The 11,889-nt window shown below is 39.9% G+C and carries 8 protein-coding genes; 2 read left to right on the forward strand and 6 right to left on the reverse strand.

Annotated features, from left to right (window positions below):
• Positions 1-77: 77 nt before the first annotated feature.
• From OHT75_RS16945 to OHT75_RS16960, 4 genes are all read right to left on the reverse strand, one after another.
• Positions 78-446, reverse strand: coding sequence for a YbaN family protein (locus tag OHT75_RS16945; protein WP_264728751.1), 369 nt, complete (start codon positions 444-446; stop codon positions 78-80).
• 359 nt (positions 447-805) lie between these two features.
• Positions 806-1,558 carry an HvfC family RiPP maturation protein gene (locus tag OHT75_RS16950; RefSeq protein ID WP_264728752.1) on the reverse strand — a complete coding sequence of 251 codons (753 nt, stop codon included), beginning with the start codon at positions 1,556-1,558 and terminating at the stop codon, positions 806-808.
• On the reverse strand, positions 1,558-2,397 hold the full coding sequence (locus tag OHT75_RS16955; protein ID WP_406682052.1) for an HvfB family MNIO-type RiPP peptide maturase: 840 nt from the start codon (positions 2,395-2,397) through the stop codon (positions 1,558-1,560). The genes OHT75_RS16950 and OHT75_RS16955 overlap by 1 nt, the downstream gene beginning before the upstream one ends.
• Before the next feature lie 146 nt (positions 2,398-2,543).
• Complete coding sequence (locus OHT75_RS16960; protein ID WP_264728757.1) at positions 2,544-2,939, reverse strand: HvfA family oxazolone/thioamide-modified RiPP metallophore; 396 nt, start codon at positions 2,937-2,939, stop codon at positions 2,544-2,546.
• Positions 2,940-3,502: 563 nt separating this feature from the next.
• Here OHT75_RS16960 and OHT75_RS16965 point away from each other — a divergent pair.
• Positions 3,503-4,447 (forward strand): tRNA-dihydrouridine synthase, encoded by a 945-nt coding sequence (locus tag OHT75_RS16965; protein WP_264728760.1) that lies wholly within the window; start codon positions 3,503-3,505, stop codon positions 4,445-4,447.
• A 349-nt stretch (positions 4,448-4,796) separates the two neighbouring features.
• Complete coding sequence (locus tag OHT75_RS16970; protein WP_406682046.1) at positions 4,797-5,165, forward strand: TraR/DksA C4-type zinc finger protein; 369 nt, start codon at positions 4,797-4,799, stop codon at positions 5,163-5,165.
• 97 nt (positions 5,166-5,262) lie between these two features.
• On the opposite strand, the gene OHT75_RS16975 is transcribed toward OHT75_RS16970, so the two are convergent.
• Positions 5,263-7,905: a TonB-dependent receptor gene (locus OHT75_RS16975; RefSeq protein WP_264728762.1), complete on the reverse strand. Its 2,643-nt coding sequence runs from the start codon at positions 7,903-7,905 to the stop codon at positions 5,263-5,265.
• Between the two features lie 367 nt (positions 7,906-8,272).
• On the reverse strand, positions 8,273-10,915 hold the full coding sequence (locus OHT75_RS16980) for a TonB-dependent receptor (protein WP_264728764.1): 2,643 nt from the start codon (positions 10,913-10,915) through the stop codon (positions 8,273-8,275).
• Positions 10,916-11,889 lie beyond the last annotated feature (974 nt).

Here is an 11,889-nt window from a genome sequence, read left to right on the forward strand (position 1 = left end):
TCCCTTTGGGACTCGTTTACAACTAAAAATTAACAGGATCTTAAGCCTGTTGTGGATGGTGTTCAACCATTACACAATTAATCTGTTAACTCTGGGATCTGCCACAAATAAATCAGCAGACCACATAACATAACCAACAACATAATCTTGACCCAAACTAACGGCACTACGCTAATGCTAATGCCAAAGCTCAGTGTGGTCATTATCATAGCGCGACGTTTTAAGGTTTTATTTAATGCACGTTTAGTTTGCCAATTGTTTAATGCTTCAGAAAACCATGGGTGGGTCATTAACCACTGATGTAATCGTTCACTTGAGCGGGCAAAACAAAATGCCGCCAGTAAAATAAATGGCACGGTCGGCAATAAAGGCACAACAATACCTATCACACCAAGTAATAAACTCAGCAGACCGACAACAAGATATAAGCCTCGCTTAATCACCATAGTTCTTGAACATCCTCAAAACAAAAAACCACTCGTTAATGAGTGGTTTGTAACACTAAGCTTATTGTAGCCTAAATTAATGCTTAGATTAAGCCTGCAAATTTTAACCAAGATAATGATGCTGGCAGAGTGGGGATCAGTAACACAAGAATAAAACCAATCAAATAAAAGGCATTGAATGGATCTTTAAACGGCTCGTTCATGAAATGTCCTTGGGCAAAAATACAGGGTATTGTTTAATTTGTGTACGAGTTAACATAAAGCCGCTGTGCGCGCGGATAAAACGTGAACTTCATCACAACGCGCGCATTCTACTGCGATTAATTACGAATAAAAACCATAAATATTTTAAGGCTTATTTAACTCGATGTAACAACAATTCCCTTTTCAACCATTTGCTTTAGCATGTGAGCACAACCGTTTGTCATAGTATCAACCTGCATATTCGGGTAAAACGCCATTAACTGATGAATGACCTCATCGAAGCTGATACTCATTTGTTGTTGTGTATGTTGTTCAATTAACGCTAAAACGTGCGCAGTGAGCGGGTTTAATTGCAAAAATGATACTTCATCTTCTCTATTTCTATACACACAAAAATACTGTGGCTGTGAAGGTGGTTCAATCGGTTGGTAATCAACACTTATATGCTGAACATCATATTGATATTGAGCAACTTTGGCACAAACAGATAATTGCAAAGGTTTTAAGAGTATTAAATCAGCAGCGAACACTTGTTGCTGTTCGCTCGATTGTTGAGTCGCGACCACTAACTCGAGCCATTCATAATGCGCTAATTCCAGCAAAAAATGAGGATCGGAGTCTTTCATTTTATATTGTTGTAAAAATGCCAAAAACTCCCCTGCTATTTCAACAAATATAGGTGTATGGCAGTGATGTTCAGCAAAAAACTGCTGCACTAATGTTAACCAATCCTGTTCATCGTAGAGGCTTTTAAGTACCGGAAAAGCACTGGACACAAAACCATTGACATTATTAAAAAATAACTCGCGGTAAATCAGCATTCGTCTTGGCTCAATACCATGAGGTAAGGGATGATTAGGATCACGGATATAATCCATAAAGCTCTGCTGAATGTCAGTAAACTTCATTAGGCTTTCCTTACTTTTAAAGCATCTTTAGCTTGTTGCTGATAGGTGTGAATTTGATTAATTTCCGCCAAGAGGATTTCAGTGGGTGGGATATTAAAATCACGCTCTAATAGGGTGGGATGAACCCCATGGATCTCATAGCAGCTTTGCAACAACGTCCAGACCGGGTCAATAATATCAGCACCATGGGTATCCACCATTAAGTCAATATCTTCCTGGTAATGCCCTGCAATATGTAAATAAGCGATACGTTCTGTTGGCATGGATGCCAAAAATTGCTGTGCATCATATTGATGGTTAATAGAATTCACATAAATGTTGTTTACATCCAGTAACAGCTTGCAGTCAGCTTCAGCAAGCACCGCGTTCACAAATGCCTCTTCAGTCATTTGCGCACCTGGAGCAGCATAAAATGAGACGTTTTCTAAAATAAACGGCCGCTCTAATATATCTTCAACTTGCTTGATGCGTTTTGCGGTATGGATGACAGCCTCATCTGTAAAGGGAATAGGCATGAGGTCGTACATATGCCCTTCCCCTGAACAATAACTTAAATGCTCCGAATATACCTTTATTTGGTGTGAGTCTAGAAAGCGTTTAATGTTTTGTACAAAGTGGGTATCAAGCGGGGCTGGACTGCCTATAGACAAAGATAAACCATGACAAAAAAAAGGGTGCTGTTCAGTCAGTTGTTTGAATTGACGACCATATTTACCACCCAAGGTCATCCAGTTTTCTGGAGCCACTTCAAAAAACTCAATTTGTGGCGGTGTTAACTGACAAAATTCAGTTAGCATTTCTCGTCTTAGACCCAAGCCAACCATTGCAGTTGATGGCACATTTTCTTTGATGGACATAAAAGACCCTTACAGCGGAGAGTTATGTATCGATATTAATAGAAATAGTTAAATTTCAGCAGAGTATAAATAAGATAAGGCCTGAAAACAGGCCTTATTTAGAACGCAATTAACGCATTAAAAGATGATTATCTTTTACCGCCACATTGACCTTCTTGAGATTTTTCCATGTTGGCTTTGGCTTCTTTACCTTGCTCAGTGGCTTTTTTCATGTCGGCACCACACTTACCTTCGCCGCATTTACCTTCTTTGGCTTTTTCAGCAGACTTTTTCATGTCGCCACCGCACTTACCTTCGCCACATTTGCCTTCACCACACTTGCCTTCTTTGGCTTTTTCAGCAGATTTTTTCATGTCTGCTCCACATTTACCTTCTCCGCACTTACCTTCACCACCATCTAATTGGTAACCTTGGGTAAGTTGCTCAAAACCAAATGGGTTGGCTTGTGCTTCTGTTGCTATGCCAGCACTCATGACTACTGCACCTAATGCAACTGCGAGGGTAGTTTGCTTAACTGAGTTCATATTTTGATTCCTTTTAAAAAATTGAATGATGACCAACATCATTGCTGGCTTATACATATAGACCTAACAAGCATAAAATAAATTTCAAAAAAGTAATATTTATTTTATCTAGGTTCACATTAAGGTGTGTTTATCTTTGTTTAACTTTGTTTATTTTTCATGTTCAGAGATAAAATGACTTTAGGCAAAGCGGATAATGTCGAGCATCCTGCATCCTGCCCTTGGTCAAGATTATCCAACGCAATGTAGTGTCATTTTAGCCTCAACGCAATTAGCAGTTGCCCAGCTATTCTGCCCGCAAATTCACTTATTTAGCAGGCTAAACGGCGCTCATTTGTGATTGCCTGACAAAAAATAGCCTACTGCATTATTTATCAACAAAGATAAACACACTCTTATCACTTCCAAGTGTGCTAGGAAATAATCACCAGAGTTAATCATAGAATATATCTTGATGGTTTCAATACGTTTTTAGTTTTTAAATTGTAGGAAGTAAAACTAACACTGGCATAGTGTGATTTTAAGGTTAAAATAGCGCCCTTTATTCAAGCTGAGAGAATGCTGTGCGACTTGTATTAGCGCCTATGGAAGGCGTAGTTGATGATTTAATGCGTGATATTTTATCCACTATTAACCCGTTTGATTTAGTCGTCACCGAGTTTGTTCGTGTGGTAGATCAGCTACTGCCTGAAAAGGTCTATTACAAACTCTGCCCTGAATTACATCATGATGGTTTAACCCCAAATGGCACCCCCGTTAGAGTCCAATTACTTGGTCAAGAGCCTAATTGGATGGCCGAAAATGCATATAGAGCGGTTGCAATGGGTTCCCGAGGGGTGGACGCTAATTTTGGTTGTCCAGCCAAAATTGTCAACAGAAGTAAAGGCGGCGCAGTTTTATTGCAGTACCCCGACAACATACATAACATTGTGAAAGCGATGCGCCAGGCTGTGCCTGAAGATCAACCCGTCACAGCCAAGATCCGTTTAGGTTATGAAGACAAATCACTCTTTATGGAGAATGCACTGGCGATTTATGAAGCAGGTGCAACAGAAATAGCCATTCATGCCCGCAGCAAAGTCGATGGCTATAAGCCTCCTGCTTATTGGGAATACATAACTGAAGTCAAAAAGCGTTTACCCATTCCGGTGATTGCCAATGGTGAAATTTGGAGCGAGGCGGATGCTAAGCGATGTATGGAGGTCACTGGATGCGACAACATTATGATTGGCCGCGGGGCGATTTCATTACCTAACTTAGGCGCATGCATTAAGCATGGCAATAAGCCATACACATGGGAAGAAACCTTAAATTTATTATTAAGTTACACCCAAAAGCAGGTTGATAATAAAAAGTCTGACTACCTGCCTGGGCGTATTAAACAATGGTTCACTTATTTAAATAGGCAATATCCCGAAGCCGATGCATTGTTTCGCGAGTTAAGAGTTTTTAAAACAGCGGATGAAATTGTATCTGTGCTGAATAATGCTCAACAAAGTGCCCATTAATACCAATCGTAATAAATAACTGATTACCCTTGCTTGTTAAAACACTCGACAACAGCGTTAGATTTTTTTGCTTGTAGAATAACTGCTTATCGAAAATCTGCCTTATTCTCAAGCGTTTTCCTACGCTATTTTTGATCTCTTACTTATCGTGATTGGTATATCCCCCACCTCTTACCTAGCAATCCTTGTTAATATTGTCAGTCGTTATATATGTGGATTAACAAAATTTAATCCACATCGACTATTTGAAGGTTACAATCTGACCCAGAATTGATCTTTATCATAACTGACTTTTTTTAAGCTCGTAAAATAACAAGCTATATTGATCATCTCTAATAAAGGTTATCTGGTGAAAAATCAGGATATTCGAGCGCAATTGTCTCAAATAGAAGCACAGCTAAGAGCTAACATTAAGCTTGAGCTTTTACAGCATCATATCGACAATCAACAACTCAATACGATTCAACAAATGGACTTATCTAACCTTATCGATTATTTGAGTGAAATCAAAATGTCCGATACAGGCCTATTCGAACATTTAATGCGATTAGATGCAGCAATATGCCAACTTGATTTAGGCTTGTATGGACTATGCTCTGATTGCGAGTCCGAAATAGAAGCATCACGTTTACAAGGTGATCCAACAGAACAGCGATGCAGTGTTTGTGCTTCTCGTTATCGGCAAGAACATCGCCATGAGTTACGTTTAAATCACTAAGGCTAACGCAGCCTGGTGAGGATTATAAATTTGAATAATGCTCAATAAAAAACCTCCGTAAGCGGAGGTTTTTGGTTACGATGAATAGCTAACTAACTTAGAACTTAACGTTTGCACGTACAAAGAAGTAGCGCCCTAATACATCATAAGTATATGGATCGGTATTTGAATCATTGTTACCTGTGTAATATGGTGGTTCTTCATCAAATACGTTATTCACGCCAGCAGAAACTCTAACCGTATTTGTTAAATCATAAGAGCCTGATAAATCATGATAAACAATACTATCAACAGAAGGCGCATAACACTTAGTGGTATCGGCTTTACAAGCAAATGAATCCATGCCATCGATATAACGCGCTTCGTATGTAGCACTCCAGTCATCAGCAGATGCGGTTAAGTTAAAGTTAGACTTGAACTTAGCGTAAGCACCAACACCACCAGTAATATAACCGCGGTAGTCAACAGCTACACCATCAGGATCAAACTCTTCATATGAAGAAAGGATGGATGTATCTAAGCCCGCTTTCCAACTTAAGTTAAATGCATCAAATACATATGCTACGTTAATGTCGTAACCTGAGGTATTCGTTGCACCAATGTTTTGCAAACCGTTATCAAACTTAATACGACCAGTATTATCAATAGAAATGTTGGACGCTTGGCACAATGCAGTACCAGTGTTGATTAACGAACCATCAGCACCTAAACATTGGTTAGCCACATAGTTAGAGTCAACTGCGGTAATAGTATTAGTAATACCAATATCATAATAATCAACAGTAAATGATAAACCTTCTACAAAGCTTGGTGAGTACACTAAACCAACTGTAGTGATATCTGCTTCTTCTGGAGTCAATAAAGGATTACCACCAACCGTCACTTCAGCTTGAGTTTGAGTCGTTGCAGGATGCACAATTTGATCAAATGAGGGTGATTTACCACCAAACAGTTCACTTACAGTAGGTGCACGGAAGGCGGTTGAGCGACCACCACGGATCATGAGATCGTCATATAAACGCCATGTTAAACCCAGTTTCCACGTAGTATCTTCACCAAAGGTGCTGTAGTTGAAATAACGCATTGCTGCGCTCATATCAACTTGTTGAGCTAAAGGTAAATCAGCTAATAAAGGAATCGCTAATTCAGCGTAAACTTCATCAACGCTGAACTCACCAGCAGTAGGCTCAACTCGAGGGTCGTTCGCAAGCCCTTGAGAGGTCAATGAGTCAGGAGTGTAATAAGCAGATTCTTTACGGTGCTCATAACCTGCAGCAAAACCTAATTCACCTGCGGGTAAATCAACAATGCCACCCGATAACGTACCAGCAATAATATCTAACTCACTTCCACCGCTGTTAAGCTCGGTGTAGATAAATGGAGCGATACTATCACCCTGCCATGATTCTTGTAGGAATGGGTCAAATTTGCCTTCTAACACAGCATCGTTGATTGAGCCTAAGTTATGTAGATTCGCTAAAGTATCAACAGAGTCGTTCTTACCTTTGTTGTAAGAAGCATCCCACGTCCAACCATTATCAAACTCACCTTCAAGGCCTAATACGATACGGATGGTATCAACAGTTTGACTAAAGTCACGAGAACCAGACTCTACCATACGACGACCATAACTGATTTCTTCACCCGCTTCTATCCAAGGTAATAAATCATCGGTCATCCAACCGCCGGCTACTTTAGGTTGATATATCCAAGGATCACTATTCCAAATGGGTTGAGGTGCCATTTGTTGATCAGACCAACGCTTAGTGTACATAGCTTCAGAGAAGAACATTGTTGAGTCAGACAGTTCGTAAGTACCTGCGAAGCTTAAGTTTAAGCGCTCCATTGGCGTAGATAAAAAACTGTCCTTTGAATAGTTAAAACGATCTGCATCAGTAAACTCGTGGTACTCGCCACCACGACCACTTAAGTTTGCCCCATTCTCACCCCAAATATGACCACCTTCTGAATAAGCACTACCAGCACAATAAGTCGTTCTGTTTCCAGCTGGGCCTTTTTCTGCGATTGGACACTCAGAGAAGCCACGGTCAGCTTGACTGGCTTCACCACGTTTGGTGTATTGAGCATTGATAACCACGTTACCTTTGTCGAACGTATTACCTAAAGTGAAATCAAGACTTGTTTCATCAGCATCTCCTTGGCCAGAAATACCGGTTTGTGCGTTTAATTCGAGACCGTCAAAATCGCGCTTAAGAATAACGTTAACCACGCCTGCGATAGCATCGGTTCCATAAACTGCTGAAGCACCGTCTTTTAATACTTCAACACGTTGGATCATTGAAACAGGAATGGTGTTTAAATCAACAGTGGATGCTGCACCAGTTCCCGATGCGATCATACGACGGCCGTTAACTAAAACAAGCGTGCGGTTAGAACCTAAGCCACGTAAGTTGACTCGTGCATTACCACCTGAACCATTGTTGACAGCGGCGTTAGTCATTGCACCGCCTGAAGATGTCATTTTTTGTAAAACATCATCAATTGACGTTGCGCCAGATGCAATAATTGAAGAAGCATCAATCACACTTACTGGGCTGGCTGTTTCCATATCGGTACGCTTGATACGTGAACCAGTTACGGCTATACGCTCAACTTTTTGAACTTGTTCTTCTGCTGCCATAACAGATGTAGATATAAAGCCTGAACTCGCAACTGTTGTTGCTGCCGCGGCGAGTAGACCTCGACGAATAGCTTTGGCAGTTAATGATACTGAACGCATACTTTTCTCCCTTAGACGTTAACTTATATAACGAAATGTTTTTTATTGTTCTAACAGTTAACCCACAGTTAACCGCTTGACTCGATACTGTTAAATAAATGCAACATCCTCAACAGAGAAAACAATATAAATGCTAATAAAAAACATATTGATACAGCCTAATTAAAAGAAGTATGAAAAAGCTCAACAACAGTGAGCTTTTGATAGGTAACACACTTGTAACGCGACACCAAACAAAACAACCACCAACCCTGATACACTTTGAAAAAAATGAAGCGCAAAGGTTGCATCCTGACAAGAGTAAGATTTTTACATAAAAAAACCGGCCAAATGGCCGGTTTTGAGTTAACGCTCTAGTTATTAAAAATTAGAACTTAACGTTAGCACGAACGAAGAAGTAACGACCTAACACGTCATAGGTGTACGGATCGGTATTTGAATCGTTGTTACCAGTGAAGTATGGTGGCTCTTCATCAAAAATGTTGTTGATACCCGCTGACATACGAACAGTGCTTGTCACATCATAAGAACCAGATAAATCATGATAGATAATGCTATCTACAGATGGCGCATAACACTTAGTCGTATCGGCTTTACAAGCAAATGAATCCATACCATCAATATAACGCGCTTCGTATGTAGCACTCCAGTCATCAGCAGATGCGGTTAAGTTAAAGTTAGACTTAAACTTAGCATAGGCACCTACACCACCAGTGATGTAACCACGGTAATTTACTGCGTTTCCATCAGGATCGTATTCTTCATATGAAGAAAGAATAGATGTATCTAAGCCCGCTTTCCAGCTTAAGCTTAACGCATCAAACACATAAGCAACGTTAATGTCATAACCTGATGTGTTGGTCTCACCAATGTTCTGTAAACCGTTGTCAAACTTGATACGGCCAGTGTTGTCCATTGAAATATTTGAAGACTGACATAATGCTGTACCAGTGTTGATTAACGAACCATCAGCACCTAAACATTGGTTAGCCACATAGTTTGCATCAACAGCAGTAATAGTATTAGTAATACCGATATCGAAGTAATCAACGGTGAAAGATAAACCTTCAACATAGCTTGGCGAATACACTAAACCAATGGTAGTGATATCTGCTTCTTCTGGAGTCAACAATTGGTTACCACCAACCGTCACTTCAGCTTGAGTTTGAGTCGTTGCTGGGTGAACAATTTGGTTAAATGATGGCGATTTACCACCAAATAGCTCACTTACAGTAGGCGCACGGAAAGCTGTAGAGCGACCACCACGTACCATTAGGTCGTCATATAAACGCCAAGTTAAACCCAGTTTCCACGTAGTATCTTCACCAAAGGTGCTGTAGTTGAAGTAACGCATTGCCGCGCTCATATCAACTTGCTGTGCTAAAGGTAAGTCAACTAATAAAGGAATAGCTAATTCTGCATATACTTCATCAACGCGGAACTCACCTGCAGTGCCTTCAACACGTGGATCGTTTGCTAAACCTTGAGCAGTTAACGAGTCAGGTGTGTAGTGTGCAGACTCTTTACGGTGCTCATAACCTGCAGCAAAACCTAATTCGCCAGCTGGTAAATCAACAATGCCACCAGATAAAGTACCAGCAATAATATCCAACTCGCTACCACCACTGTTTAATTCAGTGTAGATATATGGTGCGATATTATCACCTTGCCAAGATTCCTGTAGGAATGGATCAAATTTGCCTTCTAAAACAGCATCATTGATTGAGCCTAAGTTATGTAGATTCGCTAAAGTATCAACAGAGTCATTCTTACCTTTGTTGTAAGAAGCATCCCATGTCCAACCGTTATCGAATTCGCCTTCAAGACCTAATACAACACGGATAGTATCAACAGTTTGGCTAAATTGACGTGTGCCAGATTCAACCATACGGCGACCGTAACTTACACCTTCACCTGCAGCAACCCAAGGAAGTAATGCATCTGTCATCCAACCGCCAGCCGCTTTTGGTTGATAAATCCAAGGATCATTATTCCAAATTGGTTGAGGTGCCATTTGTTGATCAGACCAACGCTTGGTGTACATGGCTTCAGAGAAGAACATTGTTGAATCAGTCAGTTCGTAAGTACCCGCGAAGCTTAAGTTTAAGCGCTCCATTGGCGTAGATAAGAAACTGTCTTTTGAATAGTTAAAACGGTCTGCATCAGTAAACTCGTGGTATTCGCCACCACGGCCACTTAAGTTAGCACCGTCATCACCCCAAATGTGACCACCTTCAGAATAAGCACTACCAGCACAATAAGTCGTTCGGCTACCCGCTGGACCTTTTTCTGCGATTGGACACTCAGAGAAACCACGGTCAGCTTGGCTAGCTTCACCACGTTTGGTGTATTGAGCATTGATAACTACGTTACCTTTATCAAACGTGTTACCTAAAGTGAAGTCGACGCTTGTTTCATCGGCATCACCTTGGCCAGAGATACCCGTTTGGGCGTTTAACTCTAAACCATCAAAATCACGCTTTAAAATAATGTTAACAACACCCGCGATAGCATCTGTACCATAAACAGCAGATGCGCCGTCTTTTAATACTTCAACACGTTGGATCATTGAAACAGGAATGGTGTTTAAGTCAACAGTTGAAGCTGCACCAGTACCCGATGCAATCATACGACGGCCGTTAACCAATACTAAAGTACGGTTTGAACCTAAGCCGCGTAAGTTCATTGTCGCGTTACCGCCAGAACCGTTGTTAACTGCAGCGTTGGTCATTGCACCGCCTGAAGATGTCATTTTTTGTAAAACATCATCAATTGACGTTGCGCCAGATGCGATAATTGAAGAAGCATCAATCACACTTACAGGGCTGGCTGTTTCCATATCGGTACGCTTAATACGTGAACCGGTAACCGCAATACGCTCAACTTTTTGAACTTGTTCTTCCGCTGCTACAGCAGAAGTAGAAAATAGACTGACAGAGGCAACACTTGTTGCTGCAACTGCTAATAAACTGCTACGAATTGCTTTCGCAGTTAATGAAACTGAACTCATAATAAAACTCCCTGCAACTTAGTTTTAAAAACATCAAGTTGTTATATTTCTTATAATGTAATTAGCCATATGCTAAATACGGAGAGCATTATTAATGAATAAAAAACGATTAGTCAACAAAGGCAACATTTAATAAACAATATATGCATTAGTTTTCATGGGGCATATTAATAAAAACGTAACATACTGTTTATAATGATTTTAATTTTAAATTAATTTATATTAAACACCATAAAAAAGAACGCATAAACATAAATACACAAATAAGATAACAATATAAACACAACTTAAACCATAATTATTAACAAACACTTCAATAAACAAACAAAATAAACATGAAAGACTTAAATCAATCGCTCACAAAACAACCAAAATTAATGAAATAATTTTCAAAAGTTGCATTTTGTAACTGAAATATAAAATGTGGATGTAAATAATAAACGCACGGTGGTTTTATTGATGGAGCTAGGATTCACTCTCTAGCTTAGAATTTAATCACTGAAGCAGAAAAAGTTACCATTATCCCGGTTAAGATCCCGTCATTTTTTTACCACTCAACCAAGCTATCGGCCTTAAGCTTAATATTGCTTCACAACTGAAACAAAATCGTTAAAAGGATAAATGAAAGGACATTTTGAGTGCTTAACATAAAGTCGATAAGGCAACACAATAAGCGATTCAATCTGCCAAGGGTAAATGAGCCTTGTTTACTAAGCCGAACAGCATTTACATGACTTTTATTTGATAAAATGATTGATAGTTGGACTAGACGCTGTTGATCTTCGCAAGGTGAATTGTGTTCGAGTTAACACATTTTACCCCAGGCAAAGGGATTAATGCCCAGCCCCCTAAGTAACTTTAACTTCAGATAACAAAGGCATATCAAACCCCTTTCGTATCACTTAAAATTTGCAATATTGACTGAGTTAGACTGTTTATAGCAAAGCATTATTAAAGATAAACCTATTAGGGTG

It is taken from the genome of Shewanella subflava (genome assembly GCF_025971955.1).
Lineage (GTDB): Bacteria > Pseudomonadota > Gammaproteobacteria > Enterobacterales > Shewanellaceae > Shewanella > Shewanella subflava.

Bases quoted from the DNA above. Each gene is read 5' to 3' on its own strand.
- OHT75_RS16960 (WP_264728757.1), bottom strand. From the start codon at position 2,939: ATGAACTCAGTTAAGCAAACTACCCTCGCAGTTGCATTAGGTGCAGTA.
- OHT75_RS16950 (WP_264728752.1), bottom strand. From the start codon at position 1,558: ATGAAGTTTACTGACATTCAGCAGAGCTTTATGGATTATATCCGTGAT.
- OHT75_RS16980 (WP_264728764.1), bottom strand. From the start codon at position 10,915: ATGAGTTCAGTTTCATTAACTGCGAAAGCAATTCGTAGCAGTTTATTA.
- OHT75_RS16975 (WP_264728762.1), bottom strand. From the start codon at position 7,905: ATGCGTTCAGTATCATTAACTGCCAAAGCTATTCGTCGAGGTCTACTC.
- OHT75_RS16945 (WP_264728751.1), bottom strand. From the start codon at position 446: ATGGTGATTAAGCGAGGCTTATATCTTGTTGTCGGTCTGCTGAGTTTA.